Source organism: Rhodanobacter sp. IGA1.0 (genome assembly GCF_040208325.1).
Taxonomy (GTDB): domain Bacteria; phylum Pseudomonadota; class Gammaproteobacteria; order Xanthomonadales; family Rhodanobacteraceae; genus Rhodanobacter; species Rhodanobacter spathiphylli.
This window is the reverse complement of sequence record NZ_CP157948.1, coordinates 378,102-399,074: the sequence shown is the minus strand read 5'-3', so window position 1 is coordinate 399,074 and position 20,973 is coordinate 378,102. Positions and strand designations below refer to the sequence as shown.

19 protein-coding genes and 1 riboswitch are annotated in these 20,973 nt (G+C 67.8%); of the genes, 15 read left to right on the top strand and 4 right to left on the bottom strand.

Going from position 1 to position 20,973, the window contains the following annotated elements; translation table 11 throughout:
* The first annotated feature begins 96 nt into the window (after positions 1 to 96).
* From ABNK63_RS01690 to ABNK63_RS01670, 5 genes are all read left to right on the top strand, one after another.
* Positions 97 to 747 carry an SCP2 sterol-binding domain-containing protein gene (locus ABNK63_RS01690; RefSeq protein ID WP_350016512.1) on the top strand — a complete coding sequence of 217 codons (651 nt, stop codon included), beginning with the start codon at positions 97 to 99 and terminating at the stop codon, positions 745 to 747.
* Complete coding sequence (gene ubiB / locus ABNK63_RS01685) at positions 744 to 2,393, top strand: ubiquinone biosynthesis regulatory protein kinase UbiB (RefSeq protein ID WP_350016511.1); 1,650 nt, start codon at positions 744 to 746, stop codon at positions 2,391 to 2,393. The genes ABNK63_RS01690 and ubiB overlap by 4 nt, the downstream gene beginning before the upstream one ends.
* Positions 2,394 to 2,414: 21 nt before the next feature.
* Complete coding sequence (locus tag ABNK63_RS01680; protein ID WP_350016510.1) at positions 2,415 to 3,167, top strand: pseudouridine synthase; 753 nt, start codon at positions 2,415 to 2,417, stop codon at positions 3,165 to 3,167.
* 128 nt (positions 3,168 to 3,295) lie between these two features.
* Entirely contained in the window at positions 3,296 to 3,718 is a 423-nt protein-coding gene (arfB, locus tag ABNK63_RS01675) for an alternative ribosome rescue aminoacyl-tRNA hydrolase ArfB (RefSeq protein ID WP_007804225.1), read from the top strand.
* Positions 3,715 to 4,311, top strand: coding sequence for a 1-acyl-sn-glycerol-3-phosphate acyltransferase (locus ABNK63_RS01670; RefSeq protein WP_007804227.1), 597 nt, complete (start codon positions 3,715 to 3,717; stop codon positions 4,309 to 4,311). Before arfB ends, ABNK63_RS01670 begins: the two co-directional genes overlap by 4 nt.
* 26 nt (positions 4,312 to 4,337) lie before the next feature.
* On the opposite strand, the gene ABNK63_RS01665 is transcribed toward ABNK63_RS01670, so the two are convergent.
* Positions 4,338 to 5,375, bottom strand: a complete 1,038-nt coding sequence (locus ABNK63_RS01665) for a LysR family transcriptional regulator (RefSeq protein ID WP_007804229.1) — start codon at positions 5,373 to 5,375, stop codon at positions 4,338 to 4,340.
* A gap of 122 nt (positions 5,376 to 5,497) precedes the next feature.
* On the opposite strand from ABNK63_RS01665, the gene aceB reads away from it, so the two are divergent.
* Complete coding sequence (gene aceB / locus ABNK63_RS01660) at positions 5,498 to 7,111, top strand: malate synthase A (RefSeq protein WP_007804232.1); 1,614 nt, start codon at positions 5,498 to 5,500, stop codon at positions 7,109 to 7,111.
* Positions 7,112 to 7,159: 48 nt separating this feature from the next.
* The gene (gene aceA, locus ABNK63_RS01655) at positions 7,160 to 8,458 is read left to right on the top strand and encodes an isocitrate lyase (RefSeq protein ID WP_007804234.1); all 1,299 of its coding nucleotides are present in this window, start codon (positions 7,160 to 7,162) and stop codon (positions 8,456 to 8,458) included.
* Positions 8,459 to 8,550: 92 nt separating this feature from the next.
* Here aceA and ABNK63_RS01650 read toward each other — a convergent pair whose 3' ends face one another.
* The 3 genes from ABNK63_RS01650 to ABNK63_RS01640 all read right to left on the bottom strand — a co-directional run bounded on the left by ABNK63_RS01650 (position 8,551) and on the right by ABNK63_RS01640 (position 12,333).
* Positions 8,551 to 10,338, bottom strand: coding sequence for a sodium:proton antiporter (locus tag ABNK63_RS01650; protein WP_007804237.1), 1,788 nt, complete (start codon positions 10,336 to 10,338; stop codon positions 8,551 to 8,553).
* A 79-nt stretch (positions 10,339 to 10,417) separates the two neighbouring features.
* Complete coding sequence (locus ABNK63_RS01645; RefSeq protein ID WP_083845887.1) at positions 10,418 to 11,911, bottom strand: YifB family Mg chelatase-like AAA ATPase; 1,494 nt, start codon at positions 11,909 to 11,911, stop codon at positions 10,418 to 10,420.
* Between the two features lie 161 nt (positions 11,912 to 12,072).
* Positions 12,073 to 12,333 carry an accessory factor UbiK family protein gene (locus ABNK63_RS01640; RefSeq protein ID WP_040672624.1) on the bottom strand — a complete coding sequence of 87 codons (261 nt, stop codon included), beginning with the start codon at positions 12,331 to 12,333 and terminating at the stop codon, positions 12,073 to 12,075.
* A 182-nt stretch (positions 12,334 to 12,515) separates the two neighbouring features.
* On the opposite strand from ABNK63_RS01640, the gene glnK reads away from it, so the two are divergent.
* From glnK to ABNK63_RS01600, 8 genes are all read left to right on the top strand, one after another.
* Complete coding sequence (gene glnK / locus ABNK63_RS01635; protein WP_007804243.1) at positions 12,516 to 12,854, top strand: P-II family nitrogen regulator; 339 nt, start codon at positions 12,516 to 12,518, stop codon at positions 12,852 to 12,854.
* A gap of 89 nt (positions 12,855 to 12,943) precedes the next feature.
* Positions 12,944 to 13,159: riboswitch (cobalamin riboswitch) on the top strand.
* Positions 13,160 to 13,310: 151 nt separating this feature from the next.
* Positions 13,311 to 15,749: a ribonucleoside-diphosphate reductase subunit alpha gene (locus tag ABNK63_RS01630; RefSeq protein WP_350016509.1), complete on the top strand. Its 2,439-nt coding sequence runs from the start codon at positions 13,311 to 13,313 to the stop codon at positions 15,747 to 15,749.
* A gap of 16 nt (positions 15,750 to 15,765) precedes the next feature.
* Positions 15,766 to 15,990, top strand: a complete 225-nt coding sequence (locus ABNK63_RS01625; protein ID WP_007804247.1) for a hypothetical protein — start codon at positions 15,766 to 15,768, stop codon at positions 15,988 to 15,990.
* A 149-nt stretch (positions 15,991 to 16,139) separates the two neighbouring features.
* Positions 16,140 to 17,165, top strand: a complete 1,026-nt coding sequence (locus tag ABNK63_RS01620; RefSeq protein ID WP_350016508.1) for a ribonucleotide-diphosphate reductase subunit beta — start codon at positions 16,140 to 16,142, stop codon at positions 17,163 to 17,165.
* 33 nt (positions 17,166 to 17,198) lie between these two features.
* Positions 17,199 to 18,068, top strand: coding sequence for an AraC family transcriptional regulator (locus ABNK63_RS01615; RefSeq protein ID WP_350016507.1), 870 nt, complete (start codon positions 17,199 to 17,201; stop codon positions 18,066 to 18,068).
* Positions 18,069 to 18,116: 48 nt separating this feature from the next.
* On the top strand, positions 18,117 to 18,560 hold the full coding sequence (locus ABNK63_RS01610) for a nuclear transport factor 2 family protein (RefSeq protein ID WP_350016506.1): 444 nt from the start codon (positions 18,117 to 18,119) through the stop codon (positions 18,558 to 18,560).
* A gap of 99 nt (positions 18,561 to 18,659) precedes the next feature.
* On the top strand, positions 18,660 to 19,046 hold the full coding sequence (locus ABNK63_RS01605; RefSeq protein WP_007804256.1) for a BlaI/MecI/CopY family transcriptional regulator: 387 nt from the start codon (positions 18,660 to 18,662) through the stop codon (positions 19,044 to 19,046).
* A 1-nt stretch (position 19,047) separates the two neighbouring features.
* Entirely contained in the window at positions 19,048 to 20,946 is a 1,899-nt protein-coding gene (locus ABNK63_RS01600) for a M56 family metallopeptidase (protein ID WP_350016505.1), read from the top strand.
* Positions 20,947 to 20,973: the final 27 nt, after the last annotated feature.

Genomic DNA, 20,973 nt, shown 5'->3' with positions numbered 1-20,973 from the left:
TTGAAAGGGACGTGCGCCGCTGCTTTGCCCTTAGCCTGTCCGATTCCCGATTCCCCATTCCCGACGGCGCCCGCGCCGCCCCGCTACAATCGGCAGATGAACGCCGCCACCCCCAACTCCTGGTTGCCGCAACCGCTGCGCAAGCTTGCCGGCCGAGCGCTGGAAACCGCGCTGAACCACACCTTGTCGCTCGATCCGGACACGCAGCAGAAGCTGGCCGCGCTGCATGGACGCAGCGTGCAGTTGCATCTGTGCGGACCCGAGATCGCGTTGGCCATCACCGTCGAGGACGCCCGCCTCAAGGTGGGCCCACCGCAGGCCGATGACCAGCTGAAGGTCGCCGCCTCACCGGGCAGTCTGCTGGCGATGATGTTCCGCCGCGACGACGACGGCATCGCTCCGGGCAAGGTGGAGATCGCCGGCGATGCCGAGCTGGCGCGCCGGCTGGAAAAGCTGGCCAGCAAGTTCGCTCCCGATTTCGAGGAGGCGTTCGCGCGCACGTTCGGCGACGTGCTTGGCGTGCCGCTGGCCAGGACGGTGCGCAAGGGCCTGGCCCACGCCCGCGAAACCGCCAGCCACCTCACCGAGGATGGCGCGGACTGGTTGCGCGACGAGGCGCGCGTGGCGATGGCGCCGGGCGAGGTGGAGGGTTTCCTCGACGGCGTGGACGAGCTGCGTGAACGCAGCGAACGACTCGAATCACGCGTGCAGCGACTGCTGCAGCGCGTGTCAGGCAACGCCGCGTGACGCCGCTGAAGGTCGTGCCGCGGCTGCTGCGGGTCGCCTCGGTGCTGCTGGCGTACCGGCTCGACGAACTGGTCGACGCGGCGCATCTCTATCGTCCGCTGAAGCTGCTGCGGCCGCTGGTGGCGAAGCCGCGCGTCGACATCCACGGCTTGCCGCGCGGCGCGCGCCTGCGTCATGCGCTGACCGAACTGGGGCCGATCTTCGTCAAGGCCGGCCAGGTGTTGTCGACCCGCCGCGACCTGGTGCCGGCCGACATCGCCGACGAGCTGGCCCTGCTGCAGGACCAGGTCGCGCCGTTCCCGGGCAGCGAAGCACGCGCGATCGTCGAGCAGGAACTGAAACTGCCGATTGGCCGTCTCTACGCCCAATTCGATGAAACACCGCTGGCCTCCGCCTCGATTGCCCAGGTGCATGCCGCCACCCTGCACGACGGCCGCGAAGTGGTGGTCAAGGTGCTGCGCCCGGGCATCGATGCGCAGATCAGCCGCGACGTGAAGCTGCTGCGTTCGCTGGGCGAACTGGCCCAGCGCTGGCACCCGAACGCCGACAAGATCCGCCCGCTGGACGTGGTGGCCGAAGTCGAGAAGATGCTGGAGAACGAGCTGGACCTGCAGCGCGAAGGCGCCAGCGCCAGCCTGCTCCGGCGCAACTTCGCCAGCGGCGTGGACCTCTACGTGCCCGAGGTGCACTGGGACCTGACCGCCACCCGCGTGCTCACCCTGGAACGGGTGCACGGCCTCAGCAGCGACGACATCGCCGCGATCGACGCCGCCGGACTCGACCGCAAGGCGCTTGCCGTCAAGGGCGTGCGGGTGTTCTACGAGCAGGTGTTCCGCGACAACTTCTTCCACGCCGACGCCCACCCCGGCAACATCTGGGTCGACCCGGCGCGCACCGGTGAACCGCGCTTCATCGCGCTGGATTTCGGCATCATGGGTTCGCTGCCCGAGGCCGACCAGTACTGGCTGGCGCAGAACTTCATCGCGCTGTTCGAACGCGACTATGCCCGCATCGCCAAGTTGCACGTGGACGCGGGCTGGATGCCTGCCGACGTGCGCCTGGACGAGCTGGAAGCCGCCGTGCGCACGGTGTGCGAGCCGTACTTCACCCGTCCGCTGTCGCAGATCTCGCTGGCCGAGCTGGTCGTGAAGCTGTTCCAGACTGCGCGCCGTTTCGAGCTGACCCTGCAGCCGCAGCTGATCCTGCTGCAGAAGACCCTGCTCAACATCGAGGGCGTGGGCCGCATGCTCGATCCGGAGATCGACATCTGGGCGGTGGCGCACCCGGTGCTGAAACGCATCCTGCGCGAACGCTACAGCCCGTTGCGCACCTTGCGCGAGGTGCGCAAGCGGTTGCCCGAATGGCTGCACGAGGCACCGCAATTCCCCGAGCTGGTGCGCGACGCACTGCGCCAGATCGGTCGCGGCGAACGGCGCGTGCTGAGCGACCCGCTGGCGCTGAAACTGAGCCTGGACAACGCCCGACGCCAGCACAAGCTGATCGCCTGCAGCCTGCTCGGCAGCACGCTGCTGATCGGCGCGACCCTGCTGGGCACGCTGTCGCCGCACCACGGCATCTGGCCGCCTCTCGGCACCGGCGTCGCCGGCCTGCTGGCCTTCGCGATCGGCTGGCCGCGCGCGCGCTGATCGCGGCGAGCGCACCGAGCCATGATCGAGATCCTGTACCAGGACGACGCACTGATCGCGGTCAACAAGCCCGCGAACCTTGCCGTGCATCGCTCGAAGATGGTGGGCAATGCCGAGGAATTCCTGATCGACCTGCTGCGCGAACAGATCGGCGACACAGTCTACCTGGCGCACCGGCTCGACCGCGCCACCAGTGGCGTGCTGCTGGTGGCGCGCAGCAAGGAGGTCGCCGCGGCGCTGGGCGAACAGTTCATGGCCCGCAGCATGCACAAGCAGTACCTGGTGGTGGTACGCGGCTGGCCCGAACCGGTCGAGGACGTGATCGACTATCCGCTGCCCGGCTCGCGCGAAACCGGCCCGCGCCGCGAGGCACGCACCCGCTACCGGCGCCTCGCCACCATCGAGGTGCCGATCGAACTGGGCCGCTATCCACAGCAGCGCTACGCGCTGGTTCTCGCCGAACCCGAAAGCGGCCGCTTCCGCCAGATCCGCAAGCACCTGGCGCATGTCCATCACCCGGTGATCGGCGATTGCCAGCACGGTCGCGGCGACCACAACCGCCTGTACAAGCAGCACTTCGGCTGTCATCGGATGTTGCTGCATGCATGGCGGCTGGATTTCCACCACCCGGTCACCGGTGTGCCGATGCAGCTGGAAGCTCCGCTGGATCAGGCCTACACGCACCTGCTCGCCCGGTTCGGCTGGCCCCGGCCCGAAGACATCGTGGCGTCGCCGAACGATCTCCCGCCACCCCCCGGTTCGTCCCCGGCGTAGCCGCGCAGCGGCGAAACCGGAGAACACGCGGCGCAGCGTTTCGACTCCACGGCTGCGGCACCGCGCTCGGCGCGGTCGGGATCAGGCATCCCTCGCCCCGCCTTTCGCTTGCCCGTAAACTGCCGGGCATGTTGACCGTCAGCCACAGCATCGCCCTGCCCGAGTCCGAACTGGTCGAGCGCTTCCTGCGCGCCGACGGCCCGGGCGGGCAGCATGTGAACCGCACCGAGAGCGCGGTGGAACTGCGTTTCGACGTGGCCGGCTCACCGTCGCTGCCTGAGGAGATCCGCACGCGTCTGCTGCAGCGCCGCGATCGCCGGCTGACCGCCGAGGGCGTGCTGGTGATCCAGGGCCGCCGCTTCCGCGACCAGGGACGCAATCGCGATGACGTGCGCGAGCGGCTGGTGGAGATCATCCGCGGCGTGCTGGTGCCGCCGAAGAAGCGCCTGGCCACCCGCCCCACCCGCGCCTCGAAGGAACGTCGCCTGGTGGGCAAGCAGCAACGCGGCCAGATCAAGCAGTCCCGTTCACGCAAGCCGGATCTCGAATGAAGGGACAACTGCCCAGCCCCGCGCAACTGCCGCCGGGCATGCCGCATCTGGCCGACAACTGGCGTCGCCGACTCTGTCGCGGCGTGCTGCGGCTGTGCGGCTGGAGCCTGGTCGGCGAGTTTCCCGACGTGCGCCGCGCGGTGCTGATCGCGGCGCCGCACTCCTCATGGTGGGATGGCGTGTGGGGCCTGCTGATGAAGGTCGGCATCGGCGCCGACATCCATTTCATGGGCAAGCAGGAGCTGTTCCGCGGCCCGCTGGGCAAGCTGCTGCTGAAGCTGGGCGGCATGCCGATCGACCGCGGCGCCGCCAAGGGCGTGGTCGAGCAGATGATCGACCAGCTGCAGCAGCACGAATCGCTGTGGCTGGGCATCGCGCCCGAAGGCACGCGCAAGCCGGTGGCGCGCTGGAAGAGCGGTTTCTGGCGCATCGCCCACGAGGCCGGCGTACCCATCGTCACGGCCTGGTTCAACTATCCGGACAAGACCATCGGTGTCGGCCCGCTGTTCCACACCAGCGACGACCTGGAAGCGGATCTCGCCCGCCTGCGCGCGTTCTATGCGCCGTTCCGTGGCAAGCGCCGCAACGTGTGACGGGATGCGCGCGCCTTGCCGCCCCGTCAACGCTGCGAATGGCCCGGATCATCGTGCTCGCGATGGGTCAGCAGGCCGGGGCGCACCAGGTCGATGAAGGCCCGCGCCTCGGCGCTGAGGAACTTGCCCTTGCGCATCACCACGCCGTAGCTGCGCTGGGGGAAGAACTGCTTCATGTTGCGCACCGCCAGCCGTTCGCTGTCGGCAGCGGTGATGCAGATGCCGGTGACGATGGAGATGCCCATGCCCATCGCCACGTACTCCTTGATCACATCCCAGCCGCCGACCTCGATCGCCACGTGATACGGCACCTGCTGCTGCTGGAACACCAGGTCGACCAGGCGATAGGTGGACAGCCGCTGCGGCGGCAGGATCAGGCCGTAAGGTGACAGGTCTTCGAGGGTGATCCGCTCCTTCGCCGCCAGCGGATGGCCCGGCGGCATGATCAGCATCGGGTCGTAGTGCTGCACCGGCGCCCAGGCGATGTCGTTGGGAACGTCGAGCATCGAGCCCACGGCGAAGTCGGCCTCGTCCGCGCGCAGCATCGCCATGCCGTCCTTGCCGGTGACGTTGGCCAGCTGCAACTGCACCGCGGGGAAGCGCTCGCGGTAGCGGCGCACCAGGTCGGGCAGCAGGTACTGGATGGTCGAGGTGCCGGCGGCGATGGTCAGGCGACCGGCCTGCAGCCCCTTCACCCTGGCCTGGAAGTCGCGATCCAGTGTGTCCCAGCCTTCGACCAGCGGCCGCGCCAGTTCATACAACGCCTCGCCCGCGTCGGTGAGGTTGATGCGGCGCCGGCGCCGTTCCAGCAGGCTCATGCCGAGTTCCCGCTCCAGCGCCTGCAATTGCAGGCTGATGGTGGGTTGCGACAGGTACAGCGCTTCGGCCGCGCGGGTCAGCGTACCCAGCTTCACCACGCTGACGAAGGCACGCAACTGCTTGTGCCGATTGCCTTTGTAGTAGTAGCGCCCGCCGTTCTCCGCCGGCACGGACTCGCCACGCTTCCTTGCTGCGCTGCGGCGCGGCTTTTTCGCTCCGTTCAGCGCCGCGTTGTGCTTTTTCATCGCCATATTTCAATACTTTGGAGTATGTATTGCATTTGCTCATAGTAATGATTGAAACATTCACTTTGTCAAATAGCTGATTTGTACCTAGCTTCGAGTCATTCCCGACACGGAGCGACACCATGGCAGTACCGCAGGAAAGACTCGAACTCGGCGCCATCGAGATTCATGCCGACCCGGCCGGTTACGCGAGCATCCTGACCCCGGCAGCGCTGGCCTTGCTGACCCGGCTGCACCGCCGCTTCGAACCGACCCGCCAGAAGTTGCTGCAGGCGCGACGCGAGCGCCAGGCGACGTACGACGCCGGCGGCCTGCCCGACTTCCGCGCCGACACGGCGGCGATCCGCGAATCGGACTGGAGCGTGGCGCCGATCCCGTCGGCGCTGCGCGACCGGCGCGTCGAGATCACCGGCCCGGTCGAGCGCAAGATGATCATCAACGCGCTGAACTCCGGCGCGAAGGTGTTCATGGCCGACTTCGAGGACTCCTCGGCGCCGACCTTCGCCAACCAGCTCGACGGCCAGCTCAACCTGCGCGACGCGGTGAACGGCTCGATCGATTTCACCTCGCCCGAGGGCAAGCACTACCGCGTGGGCGACAACCCCGCCGTGCTGGTGGTGCGTCCCCGCGGCTGGCACCTGCACGACAAGTTCTTCAGCGTGGATGGCGAGCCGATGTCCGGCGCCCTGGTCGACTTCGCCCTGTTCGTGCTGCACAACGCCCGCGCCCTGCACAGCCGTGACCGTGGCCCGTATTTCTACCTGCCGAAGCTCGAGGCAATGGAGGAAGCCGCGCTGTGGGATGCGGTGATGGCCGATGCCGAGAACGAACTCCAGCTGCCGGTGGGCACGATGAAGGCCACCGTGCTGATCGAGACGCTGCCGGCGGCGTTCCAGATGCACGAGATCCTGCATGCGCTGCGCCGTCGCGCGGTCGGCCTCAATTGCGGCCGCTGGGACTACATCTTTTCGTATCTGAAGACCCTGCGCGGCCATCGCGACCGCCTGCTGCCCGAGCGCAGCCAGGTGCAGATGACCGCACCATTCCTGAAGGCGTATTCCGAACTACTGATCCAGACCTGCCATCGCCGCGGCGCTTTCGCGATGGGCGGCATGGCCGCGCAGATCCCGATCAAGGGCGACGAAGCCGCCAACGAAGCAGCGCTGGCCAAGGTGCGCGCCGACAAGCTGCGCGAGGTGCAGGCCGGCCACGACGGCACCTGGGTGGCGCACCCGGCGCTGGTGCCCGTGGCGCAGCAGGTCTTCGACCAGCACATGCCCGGCGCCAACCAGCTTGGCGTGCTGCGCCGGGATGTGCAGGTCAGCCGCGAGCAGCTGCTCGCCGCGCCCAACGGCACCATCACCCGAGCCGGCTTCGACAACAACGTCGAGGTGTGCCTGCGCTACACCGCCGCCTGGCTCGACGGCCTGGGCTGCGTGCCGATCCATCACCTGATGGAAGACGCCGCCACCGCCGAAATTGCCCGCGCCCAGTTGTGGCAGTGGCTGCACCACGCCGACGGCCCGGGCACGGACGCCCTGGCATTCCCCGACCACGCACCGATCGACTTCGCCCTGTTCGATCACGCGCTGGCCTGCCACACCCACCGACTGCGTGACAGCCAGCACCCGGGCGCCGCCCGCGCCGACGCGGCCGCTGCCCTGCTCTCGGCGATGACCCACGCCGAGGTACTCGGCGACTTCCTCACCCTGCCCGCCTACGACCAGCTCGCCTGAGTCCCACCGATCCGCCTGCCACGAATCATCGTCCCACGGAGCCATGCCATGAAGACCACGACCCTGCCGACCGCCGAACAGATCACCCTGGACTGGAACAACAATCCGCGCTGGACCGGCGTGCAGCGCAACTACTCCGCCGAGGACGTGGTGCGCCTGCGCGGCACCGTGCACGTGGAGCACTCGCTGGCCCGCCATGGTGCCGAGCGGCTGTGGAAATCCCTGCACAAGGAAGACTTCGTCAATGCCCTTGGGGCACTCACCGGCAATCAGGCGATGCAGCAGGTCAAGGCCGGCCTGCAGGCGATCTACCTGAGCGGCTGGCAGGTCGCCGCCGACGCCAACGTGGCCGGCGAGATGTATCCCGACCAGTCGCTGTACCCGGCCAACTCGGTACCGCTGGTGGTGAAGCGCATCAACAACACCTTGCTGCGCGCCGATCAGTTGCATCATGCCGAAGGCAAGGACGACTGCGACTGGCTGGTGCCGATCGTGGCTGACGCCGAAGCCGGCTTCGGCGGCGTGCTGAATGCGTTCGAGCTGATGAAGGCGATGATCGAGGCCGGCGCCGCCGGCGTGCACTTCGAGGACCAGCTGGCCAGCGTGAAGAAGTGCGGCCACATGGGCGGCAAGGTGCTGGTGCCGACCCGCGAGGCGGTCGACAAGTTGAACGCGGCGCGCCTGGCCGCCGACGTGGCCGGCGTGCCGACCCTGCTGGTGGCGCGCACCGACGCCGACGCCGCGGACCTGCTCACCTCGGACATCGATGACAACGACAAGGCCTTCATCACCGGCGAACGCACCGTCGAAGGCTTCTTCCGCGTCAGGCCCGGCCTGGACCAGGCGATCAGCCGCGGCCTCGCCTACGCGCCATACGCCGACCTGATCTGGTGCGAGACCAGCAAGCCGAACCTGGACGACGCGCGCCGCTTCGCCGAAGCGATCCACGCGAAATTCCCCGGCAAGATGCTGGCCTACAACTGCTCACCCAGCTTCAACTGGAAGAAGAACCTGGACGACGCCACCATCGCCAACTTCCAGAAGGAACTGGGCGCGATGGGCTACAAGTTCCAGTTCATCACCCTGGCCGGCTTCCACAGCCTCAACTACGGCATGTTCGACCTGGCGCACGGCTATGCTCGCCGCCAGATGAGCGCCTTCGTCGAACTGCAGGAAAAGGAATTCGCCGCCGCCGACCGCGGCTTCACCGCGGTGAAGCATCAGCGCGAAGTGGGCACCGGCTACTTCGACGCCGTGACCCAGGCGATCCAGCAGGGACAGTCGTCGACCACCGCACTGAAAGGCTCGACCGAAGAAGCCCAATTCAAGCAGGCTTCGGCGGCCTGATAAGAAGAGAAGCGAGTGCAGGGGAGTGGGGAGTCAGAGAGAGCAAAGGCACGGACTGCTCTCGCTTTCCCTCACTCCTCTCTCCTTGTTCCTCACTTCTCGCTGGGCGGCACCAGTGCGATTACGGTCCAGCCGGGCTTCGGCTCCAGTTCGCGCTTGGCCGAGGCTACCCGCAGGGCGCCTTTTTCCTCGACGCCGAACATCAGCACCGTGTTCGAGCCGTACTGCTCGATGAAGTGCGGCCAGTCGAAGGTGGCGCTGAGTCGCGTCGACTTGATCCGCCAGCCCTGCTCGAGCATCTCGGCGAAGCGGCCATGGGTCATCGTCTCGTCGAACAGCGGCGGCGCCAGCAGGCTGCCGGCAAGCGCAGCACGGTCGGTGTTTTCCTGAGGCGTGAGATTGCGCAGGCGGTAGACCTTTTCGCGCCCGAATTCCTGCCGGTAGTGCACACAGGCCAGCGAGTTGCGCTCGCGATGGGTGGACACCGCCAGCAACCGGCCGATGCCGGTCAGGTCCAGATGCCGCTCGGCATGCGGTGAGGCGGGGTTGCCGAAGAAGGTGGCGCGTCCTTCCATCCGCGCGAGGCGGATGCCATCCCAGTCGTCGTCGGCCAGCACCACGCGGAAGCCGGCCTCGTCCAGCGCCTTGCCGATCGCGCGGGCCACCACGTCGGAACCGAAGATCAGCACGCCGCGCGGCTCCGGCTCGGCCACCTTCAGCCAGATCGCCAGCGGGCGGGCGGTCGCGCTCTGCAGGATCACGGTGCCGATGATCAGGGTGAACACCAGCGGCACCAGCGCCTCGGCATCCGCCACCCCCAGCGCATCCAGGCGCAGCGCGAACAACGCCGACACCGACGCGGCCACGATGCCACGCGGCGCCACCCAGCCGATCAGCGCGCGCTCGCGCCAGCTCAGGCTGCTGCCGAAGCTGGCGAGCGCCACGGTCACCGGCCGCACCAGCAATTGCGCGATCACGAACAGGGTGATGCCGGCGCCCAGCATGCCGTCGGGCAAGGGCCATTGCAGCCGGGCGGCAAGCAGCACGAACAGCAGCGACACCAGCACCGTGGTCAGGCTTTCCTTGAAGTCCAGGATGTCGTCGATGTGCACACCGCGCAGGTTGCCCAGCGCGATGCCCATGATCGTCACCGCCAGCAGGCCGGACTCGTGGGTCAGCGTGTTGGAAACACTGAAGGCCAGCAGCACCGCGGCCAGCACCGCGTAGTTCTGCAGGTATTCGGGAATCATCTGGCGACGCAGGAAGAAGGCCATCGTCCACGCCGACAGCGCACCGATTCCCACGCCGCAGCCGATCGTGGCGACGAAGATGCCGATGGTGTGCCCTTCCTGGCGCGACACGATGGCCTCGTAGATCAGCACCGCGAACAGCGCACCCAGCGGGTCGATCACGATGCCTTCCCAGCGCAGCGTGTTGGCGATGCGTGCGTTCGGGCGCAGGGTGCGCAACATCGGCGCGATCACCGTCGGCCCGGTCACGCAGGCCAGTGCGCCGAACAGCAGGGAAATCGGCCAGGCCAGTCCGGCGACGAGATGGGCGGCCAGCGCCAGCAGCAGCAGCGATGCCACCGCGCCGTAACTGACCAGCCCGCGCACCGCCTTGCCGATGCCCGGCAGTTCGTGGAAGCGCAAGGTCAGGCTGCCTTCGAACAGGATCAGCGCCACCGACAGCGAGACCATCGGGAACAGCAACCCGCCCAAGAGCTTGTCCGGCTGCAGCACGCCGCTGACCGGCCCCAGGATGATGCCGGCCAGCAGCAGGAACACGATTGCCGGCAGTTTCACCCGCCATGCCAGCCACTGCGCCAGGAAGCCGATCACCAGCATGCCGGCGAGCATCAGGCTGAGCTCGATAGTCATCGCATTCCCTGGGAAGATCCGGGCGCTATCGAAACATGCGCGTCCCGGAACGTCCAGTCACGCAGGTTTTCCCCGGTGCTCAGAAGCGGCGGTACTGCAGCGCCTCGGCCAGGTGCTCGCGTTCGAGCAGGGCGGCGCCACCGTCCAGGTCGGCGATCGTGCGGGCCACCCGCAGCACGCGGTGATACGCGCGTGCGGACAGGCCCAGCCGCTCCAGCGCGGCTTCGAACCAGCGCCGCTCGGGGGCGCCCAGCGCACAATCGCGCTCCAGCTCACGGGTGCTGATTTCCGCGTTCGGCCGACCCGCCCGCATCAGCGATTGCCGCCGCGCGTTGAGCACGCGCGCGCGCACCGTGGCGGAGTCCTCGTCGCGATCGCTGCGGGGCGCACCCAGATCGGCCAGGGGCACCGGCGGCACTTCCACGCACAGGTCGATGCGGTCCAGCAGCGGGCCGGAAATGCGCCCGCGGTAGCGCTGGATCTGGTCGGGCGTGCACTGGCAGCGGGGGTCGCCGGCGTAACCGCAGGGACACGGATTCATCGCCGCCACCAGCTGGAACTGAGCCGGGAAGGTCGACTGCCGCGCCGCCCGCGAAATCATGATGTGGCCCGACTCCATCGGCTCGCGCAGCACCTCCAGTACGTGCCGGCTGAACTCCGGCAGCTCGTCGAGGAACAGCACGCCGTTGTGCGCCAGCGACACCTCGCCCGGCCGCGGGTACGAACCGCCGCCGACCAGGGCCACCGCGGACGCGGTGTGATGGGGGGAACGGAACGGGCGGCGTCGCCAGTGCACCAGGTCGGTCGCCTGGCCCGCCACCGACAGCACGGCGCAGGTCTCCAGCGCTTCGGACTCGCTCAGCGGCGGCAGGATGCCGGGCAGGCGTTCGGCCAGCATGGTCTTGCCCGTGCCGGGCGGGCCGATCAGCAGCAGGTGGTGGCCACCCACGGCGGTGATTTCCAGCGCGCGGCGCGCCTGCAACTGCCCGCGCACGTCGGCCAGGTCGGGGCCGTCTTCCGCACCGCCGTTGCTGGGAATGCCGACCGGCATCGACAGCTCGTGGGCGCCCCGCAACCAGCCGCAGACCTCGGCCAGCGTATCGGCCACGCGCACGTCGACGTCGGCCACCAGCGCCGCTTCGGCGGCGTTCTCCCGCGGCACCACCACCCGGCGCCCGCGCGCCCGCGCGCGCAGCAGGGCCGGCAGCACACCCGATACACTGCGCAGCGTGCCGCTCAGCGCCAACTCGCCAAGGAATTCACAGTCGTCGAGTTTCTCGCGCGGCACCTGGCCGCTGGCGGCGAGGATGCCCAGCGCGATCGGCAGGTCGAACCGACCGCCGTCCTTGGGCAGTTCCGCTGGCGCGAGATTCACGGTGACGCGGCGACCGGGATATTCGAACGCGGTGTTCTGGATCGCCACGCGCACGCGATCGCGCGCCTCGCGCACCGCAGCCTCGGGCAGGCCGACGATGTTGGTGCACGGCAGACCACCGGAAAGATGCACCTCGACCATCACTTGCGGTGCGGCGATTCCTTCCTGTGCACGGCTGAGGGTAACGGCAAGACTCATGCGGCCGCGGGTCGATGGAACGGCAAGGGGGGAGGCGCGGAGGGCGTGGTGCTGACGGGCATGGACATGGACGGCTCCATCAGCAACGCTGAATAAATAACCGCCTCCGATCGTTCTCGGGGTGAGGGTGACGGATCGGAGGCGGCTCCCGGGAGGCGGTTTTACGAACCCGCGCGGGCAGCCACCGCAGCCTCCAACTGGGCCACGTGTCGCTCCAATTCGTCGACCTTGGCGCGCGTACGCGCCAGTACCTGGGACTGGACTTCGAATTCTTCGCGGGTGACCAGGTCGAGGCGGCGCAATCCTTGCGCCAGAACATCTTGGAAGTTGGTTCGCAAATCCTGATGCGCCTGTGCCAACCCTGGCGGTACCAACGACACAAGTCGCAGGGCAATCTGGTCGATATCCTGCCTATCCATCATGGATAGCGCCTCGCACTCGTCGAATTGAATATTAGGTGAATGCAAATCGGCGTCGCCATCGGTACGCTCCATCAATAGTTGTAAGGATTGTCCTACACCCGTCGCGATCAGGCGACAATGTTCCGGCAGGCAGGCAAAATGGCCCTCCGACGCAATCGATGCCCTGGCAAGGAACCAAACCCATGAAGCTGGTCGTGGCGATCATCAAGCCGTTCAAGCTGGACGACGTCCGCGAGGCGCTGGCGGAAGTGGGCCTGCAGGGCATCACGGTGACCGAGGTGAAGGGTTTCGGCCGCCAGAAGGGTCACACCGAGCTCTACCGCGGCGCCGAATACGTGGTGGACTTCCTGCCCAAGATCAAGCTGGAAGTGGCGGTGGCCGATGATCAGCTGGACCGCGTGCTCGAGGCGATCCAGAGCTCCGCCCGCACCGGCAAGATCGGCGACGGCAAGATCTTCGTCAGCACCCTGGAACAGGTGATCCGCATCCGCACCGGCGAGCTGGATCACGACGCGCTGTAACGCCGCCACAGCCCGCGCCGGCACTCGGCGCACCCGGGCTGCAACACGACTTATGCACAAGTTGTTGGGTTGACCCTTCCGGGATCACACGATATGTTGTGGGCGTCGGTGCCCGACCCGATGCGACATCGGTCGGGCTTAAAAGGGAATCCGGTGTGACTCCGGAACTGCCCCGCAGCGGTAAAGCGGAAACGAACGCCCCCACATGCACTGGCCCTCCGTGGCTGGGAAGCGGGAGCAACTAGGCGGATCGCTCTGATCCTCGTCCGCAAGTCCGAAGACCTGCCGGCACAGCGGGACGAACGTGTCCCGTTGAGTAGTGACGGCTTCCGCGGGGAAGTGCGTCGTGGAGCAGGTCGCCGCCCGGCGCCCGGTTGCGCGTCGCCTCCGGAATCCGTCGCTATCAGGCCCTGCGCGCGGGAGCAGGCGTTTGATGTCCAGCCGGAGCTACCTGCCATGCAAGCCCTCGATACCGCCGAACGGGAGCGCGCCGTCGCGCGCGCCGAAACACCCCCGACCCAAGACAACGAAACTGCGTTCGCGCTGACCCCACCGCATAGCGCGGCCTCCATGCGCGTGACCAAGCGCAACGGCGGCCAGGAAGCCGTCGACGTCAACAAGATCGTGCGCGCGGTGACGCGCAACGCCGAAGGCCTGCACGGCGTCGATCCGCTACGGGTCGCCCTGAAGACCATCGGCGGCCTGTACGACGGCGCCACCACGGCCGAGCTGGATCAGCTCTCGATCCGCACCGCCGCCGCATTGACCGCGGAAGAACCTGAATACGGCCAGCTCGCCGCGCGCCTGCTCGCCGCGTACATCGACAAGGAGGTCAGCGGCCAGGAGATCCAGAGTTTCTCGCAGTCGATCGCGCGCGGCGCGAGCTCAAGCATCCTCAACGATCGCCTGCGCGACTTCGTGGCCGCCAACGCGCGCAAGCTCAACGACGCGATCGACCCGCTGGCCACTCGCCGCTTCGAATACTTCGGCCTGCGCACGGTGTACGACCGCTACCTGCTGCGCCATCCGCAAACGCGCCTGGTGATCGAGACGCCGCAGCATTTCTTCATGCGCATCGCCTGCGCGCTGGGCGGCAACGAGATCGGCGAGACGCTCGAACTCTACCGGCTGCTGTCGTCGCTGGAATACATCGCCAGCTCGCCGACCCTGTTCAATGCCGGCACCGCGCACGAGCAGCTCAGCTCCTGCTACCTGCTCGACTCGCCGGTCGATTCGCTGGAGTCGATCTACGACAAGTACGCCGACGTGGCCAAACTCAGCAAGTTCGCCGGCGGCATCGGCCTGGCCTATTCGCGGGTGCGCTCGCGCGGCTCGCTGATCCGCGGCACCAACGGCCACTCGAATGGTCTGCTGCCCTGGCTGAAGACGCTGGACGCCTCGGTGGCCGCGGTGAACCAGGGCGGCAAGCGCAAGGGCGCGGCCTGCGTGTATCTGGAATCCTGGCACGCCGACATCGAGGATTTCCTCGAATTGCGCGACAACACCGGCGACGACGCGCGCCGCGCGCACAACCTCAACATCGCCAACTGGATTCCCGACGAATTCATGCGCCGGGTCGAGAACGACGGCGACTGGTCGCTATTCGATCCGAAAGTGGTGCCGCACTTCGTCGACAGCTGGGGCGAGGCGTTCGACGCCGCTTACCGCAAGGCCGAAGCCGACGGCCTCGCTGTGAAAGCGGTGAAGGCGCGCGAGCTGTACGCCCGCATGATGCGCACGCTGGCGCAGACCGGCAACGGCTGGATGACCTTCAAGGATCGCTGCAACGCCACCTCCAATCAGACGGCCAAACCCGATAACGTGATCCACCTGTCCAACCTGTGCACCGAGATTCTCGAAGTCAGCTCGGTCGACGAGACGGCCGTGTGCAATCTCGGCTCGGTGAACCTGGCGCGACACGTCACCGATGGCGCGTTCGATTACGACCAGCTCGCCGCCACCGTGCGTACCGCGGTGCGCCAGTTGAACCGGGTGATCGACCTCAACTACTACCCGATCGCCACCGCGCGCACCGCCAACATGAAGTGGCGGCCGGTGGGCCTCGGCGTGATGGGCCTGCAGGACGTGTTCTTCAAGCTGCGCCTGCCGTTCGACTCCGCCGAGGCGCTGGCACTGTCCACCCGCATCGCCGAGGAGATCTATTTCCACGCGCTGTCGCAATCGTGCGAACTGGCCCGGGTCGAAGGCGCCCATCCCGGCTTCGCCGAAAGCCGCGCGGCCAGCGGCGAGCTGCAGTTCGACCACTGGCCGCAGGCCACGCCGCACGACGACACGCGCTGGCATGCCCTGCGCGAACAGATCAGGCAGCACGGCCTGCGCAATTCGCTGCTGATCGCGATCGCCCCCACCGCCACCATCGCGTCCATCGCCGGCTGCTACGAATGCATCGAGCCGCAGGTCAGCAACCTGTTCAAGCGCGAGACGCTGTCCGGCGACTTCCTGCAGGTGAACCGTCATCTCGCCGACGAGCTGAAGGCGCTGGGGTTGTGGACGTCCGACATCCGTGACGCGATCAAGCTGGCCGAAGGTTCGATCCAGGGCATCGCCGCGATCCCCGAACGCCTGCGCGCGATCTACCGCACGGTGTGGGAACTGCCGCAGAAGGCCCTGATCGAGCTGGCGGCGGCGCGCGGCGCGTACATCGACCAGAGCCAGTCGCTGAACCTGTTCATGGAAAACCCGAACATCGGCCAGTTGAGCTCGATGTACATGTACGCGTGGAAGGCCGGCATCAAGACCACCTACTACCTGCGCTCGCGACCGGCGACGAAGATCGCCAAGACCACCGTCTCGTCGTTGCCCGACCAGGCCCAGGCCACCGCCGCGGTGTTCTGTTCACTGGAGAACCCGGAGTATTGCGAAGCCTGCCAATAACGCGAGAGGTGTCGCGATGAAACGCTACCGCAATCTCGACGGCAACTCCGGTGTCACCGCCTACGAGTGCGGTGACGGTTTCATCCGCATCCGCTTCATCAACGGCGACACCTACGAATACACCGACGAGGCCACCGGCCCCGAGCACGTCGCGAACCTGCGGCAACTCGCGCGTGCCGGCCGCGGCCTCGCCACCTATGTCAGCCGCTTCGTGCATGACGACTACGCACGAAAGTTCTAAGGCACCCCACCGTCATTCCAGCGAATGCTGGAAGAGCTTTTCAACAGCGAAGCTGGTCATCCAGCGTCTTCCAGCGCGACGCAGAGGCACTGGATCCCGGCTTTCGCCGGGATGACGAACGAAAATCCATGTATCCGAGGAGCCACACCATGTCCGCCCAACCCACTCGCAACGCCCACATCCTCGACCCGGGCTTCGAACTCACCCTGCGTCCGATGCGCTACCCCGGCTTCTACGAGATGTACCGCAACGCGATCAGGAACACCTGGACCGTCGAGGAGGTGGACTTCTCGATGGACACGCGCGACCTCGACACGAAGATGTCGCCGGCCGACCGCCACCTGATCCAGCGGCTGGTGGCGTTCTTCGCCACCGGCGACACCATCGTGTCGAACAACCTGGTGTTGAACCTGTACCAGCACATCAACGCGCCGGAAGCGCGCATGTACCTGTCGCGCCAGTTGTACGAGGAAGCGCTGCACGTGCAGTTCTACCTGACCCTGCTCGACACCTACATCCCTGACCCGACGGAGCGCAACGCCGCGTTCGCGGCGATCGAGACGATTCCGTCGATCCGGCAGAAGGGCGCGTTCTGCTTCAAGTGGATCGATTCGATCCAGGGCCTGCAACGGCTGGAGACGCGCGAGCACCGGCGCCAGTTCCTGCTCAACCTGATCTGCTTTGCCGCCTGCATCGAAGGCCTGTTCTTCTATGCCGCGTTCGCCTACGTCTACTACCTGCGCTCGCGCGGCCTGCTGCACGGCCTTGCCGCGGGCACCAACTGGGTGTTCCGCGACGAGAGCTGCCACATGGCGTTCGCCTTCGACGTGGTGCGCACCGTTCGCGCACAGGAGCCGGAGCTGTTCGACGACGCGATGCGCGCGCAGATCGAGGAGATGATGGAGGACGCGATCGCCTGCGAAACGCAGTTCGCCGAAGACGTGCTGTCCGGCGGCGTGGCCGGCATGTCGGTGAAGGACATGCGCCAGTACCTCGAATACTGCGCCGACCAGCGCGTCGTCCAGCTCGACCTGCCGAAGAAATACGGTGCGAAGAATCCGTTCGACTTCATGGACCTGCAGGACGTGCAGGAACTGGCCAACTTCTTCGAGCGTCGCGTCTCGGCGTATCAGGTCGGCGTGCAGGGCGAGGTGGCATTCGACATGGCGTTCTGAGACGCTGGGCGCCCTGCCGCGAGCGAGCGAACCATGGGCGCCTCCCGTCTCACCGTGCTGTTCGACAGTCCGCTGCTGCGGATCACCGACATCGACTGCAGCCACCCGCGCGGCGGTTGCGGCTGCGAACGAGGCGACGAGCGCACCCACCTGGTGCTGCTGCGGCGCGGCGGCTTCGGTTACCACCTGCGCGGGGCGGAATACGTGGGCGACCCCGCCACCGCGCTGCTCTACCGCGCCGGCGACAGCTACCGCATCTCGCACCCGTTCGAGGGCGGCGACGCCGGCAGTGGTTTCGAGGTGGCGCCCGCACACGAGGAGGCGCTGTTCGGCCGGCGCCTGCGCGGGTCGGCCGACGCGGCGCGTCCGGTCGAGGCCATCGACCAGTACCGGCATCGTGCGCTCCATGCGGCGCTCGCCCGCGGCGAGCGCGACAGTCTGCGGGTGGAGGAGGCAGCCGCCGGGCTCTGCACAGCCGTGCTGGGGCACGATGCGGCGACCAGCCTCGCATCGCTGTCTCCCTCCACTCGGCGTCGACTGGGTCGGGTGCAGCAAGTACTGCTGGCCGACCCGACCTCGGCCGTCGGCCTGGCCGACCTGGCCACCCACGCCGGTTGCTCGCCGTTCCACCTTTCCCGCCTGTTTCGCCGCGCCTGCGGCAGCAGCCTGGTCGCCTACCGCACGCGCTTGCGCATCGCGCTCGCGCTCGACCGCCTCGCCCACGGCGCGGACAACCTCGCCGCCCTGGCCAGCGAGCTCGGCTTCAGTCATCAGAGCCATTTCGGCGCCACCTTCCGGCGGCATGTCGGACTGACCCCGCGCGTTGCGCGCGAGACCCTGCGTCCGCCGACGCTGGTCCGCACGGGCAAGAATTTGATAGCGGCACACCGGCCGGAGTCCTAGCGTCGGCGCCATGCCCGGCCGATTGCCGGGCCTTTGCCGGAGGCCACCATGAAACTGTCCGCCACCTTGCTCGCGCTGATGCTGGGTATCGCTCCTGCCGCGGCAACCGCGCCGCACGCCTCGCTGCCGCCCGCGCTGGCCCGCGCGGTGGCCGCGTTCGACCGCGCCCAGGTCGAAGGCGATGGCGCAGCGCTGCAACGCCTGCTCGCCGACGACTACGTGCTGTTCAACAGCCGCGCCCGGGTCGAGAACAAGGCGGACTTCATCCGCGACTACACCGCCCCCGGCTACTCGCTGAAACCGTTCACGATCGAGCACGAGGTCGTGCGCCACTGGCCCGGCGGCGCCGTGCTGGGCGGCGTGGTCACGCTGGAGGGCACCAGCGAGGGCAAGCCGTTCAAGGCACGCCTGCGCTTCGCCGACATCTGGCGCGAGCGCGACGGCCACTGGCAGGTGATCTTCACCCAGGCGACCCGCGTGCCGACACCGTAGGGCGCTGCATGACCTTCGGCAGGGCGGCCGCCAAGGCTATTGACTACAGATGTAGGCATGGCGTAGCTTGCCTACATCTGTAGTCAAGCGGAGCCCGTCATGCGCAAACCTTCCATCGGCGACCAGGAACTGGCGCTGCTGCAGCACATCGACGAAAGCGGCGCCGCCTCGGTCGGCGAGGTCGCCGCGAGTTTCGGCGAGCCGCGCGGGCTGGCCCGCTCCACCGTGCTGACCATGATGGAACGGCTGCGCGGCAAGGGTTATCTCAAGCGCAAGCAGCTGCGCGGCATGTTCCGCTACAGCACGGTCACCGGCGCCGGCGAGGCGATGCGCAGCGCGGTGGGCAGCTTCGTCGAAAAGACCCTGAGCGGTTCGGTCTCGCCGTTCGTGGCGTGGATGTCCGAACACGCCGAGGTCAGCGACGACGAACTGGCCGAGCTCGAGGCACTGGTGTCCCAGCTGCAGTCGCGCCGGAAGGAGTCGTGAGATGGATGCGCTGAATGCCATGGCAGAGACCCTGCTCACCCGCATGCTGTGGACGTCCATCCAGGCGATCGTCCTGATCGGCCTGGTCCACCTGCTTGGACGACTGTTGCCGCGCCTGTCGTCGGCGATGCGCTGCACCTTGTGGTGGCTGGTTGGCGCCCAGCTGCTGCTGGGCCTGCTGTGGCACGCCCCGGTGGAACTGCCGTGGTTGCCGGCGCCAGCGGTGGAAGCAACGGTGCAGCTTGCCCATCCGGTCGCCTACCACGCCACGGCGTTGGCCGGCCATGATGCCGTGCTGCATGCCTCGTCCGTCGCGACCGCCACCGCACCGGTGCTTTCCTGGCGCGCCGCCGTGGTCGCGCTGTGGCTGGTGGTGCTGCTGTGGCTGGCCTCGCGCAGCCTGCGCGAATGGCGCGCCACGCGACAGGTCCTGCTCGGCTCGCAACCGACCGGCGACCGGGCGATGCAGGCGCTGTGTGTACGCAAGGCCCGCCAACTCGGCCTGCGCCGTTGCCCGCAGCTTCGTGTATCCGACGCGATCGTCTCGCCCCAGGTCATCGGCCTGTGGCGGCCCACCGTGCTGCTGCCGGCACGCGACACGCTGGATGCCGACGAGTCCTCGATGGCGCTGGCCCACGAACTCGTCCACCTGCGCCGCGGCGACCTCTGGCTGGGCTGGATTCCGGCGCTCGCCCAGTGGCTGTTCTGCTTCCATCCGCTGGTGCGCTGGGCGATGCGCGAGTACGCACTGAACCGCGAGTCGGCCTGCGATGCGCAGGTCGTGCAGCACGACCAGGCAACGCCGCGGGACTACGGCCGCCTGCTGTTGCGCCTCGGCGTGGCCCAACCCGTCCATGCCGGCCTGGCCGGCGCATCCCCCACCTTCCACAACCTGAAGAGGCGACTGACCATGCTTCAGCAAAACGCAAACCAGCCAACGTCCCGCACGCGCGGCTGGCTGCTCGTCGCCGCAATCGCCCTGATCGGCGTGCTGCCCTACCGCGTCACCGCCGCCAGCGACAAGCACGACCACGCCAGGCCGGCGGCCAGCACGACGGCAATGGCGCCGTTGGCGCCGCTCGCCCCGATGGCACCCATGACGTCGACCGTTACGCCCGTCGCGACGCCACCACCTCCGCCACCGCCGCCGTCGGCACTGCCGGCGATGAGCCCACCGCCGCCGCCACCGCCACCTCCCGCGCCGCCGGCACCGCCTCGCGACAGCGGCCTCTCCGCGCGGCACGTCGACATCGACACCACGGATCACGCGGACAATGGCTTCGCCCTGTTCGATGGCGACGCGATGATCACCGTCAACGGCTCGAACGCCGATCTCGATGCGGTGAAGAAGCTCCGCGCCAGCAACAAGTCGATACTGTGGTTTCGTCGTGGCAGCGAGGCCTACGTGATCCACGACAAGGCCATGCTGGAACGTGCCAGCCGCATCTACGCACCGGTGACTGCGCTGGCGCGGCAACAGGGCGAGCTCGCCGGCCAGCAGGGCGCGATCGCCGGCCGGCAGGCAGGGCTTGCTGCGCAGGATGCCGCCTTCGCACGGGAACAGGCCGGGCTGGCGCGGCAACAGGCGAAGATGGCGGCGCGCATCGCCTCGGTCGCGGCGAGCGGAGCGGATTCACAGGCGCAGCAGCGCGAGCTCGATGCACGGCAGGCCGAGATGGACGCGGCGCAGGCGCAGCTCGACCAACGCCACGCCGAACTGGAGGCACGCCTGGCCGCCCAGCAACAGTCGCTGGAAGCCCAACAGGCCGGCTTCGAGAAGCAACAGCAGGCGCTCGACCGCCAGCAGCAGCAGGCGCAGCAGGCGGCCGATCAGTCGATGAGCCAGTTGTTGGACGAAGCCCTGGCCAAGGGGCTGGCGCAGAAGACCAGCCTGCGCTGAGGGTCAGGGCAACCCTCCGGGTTGGCT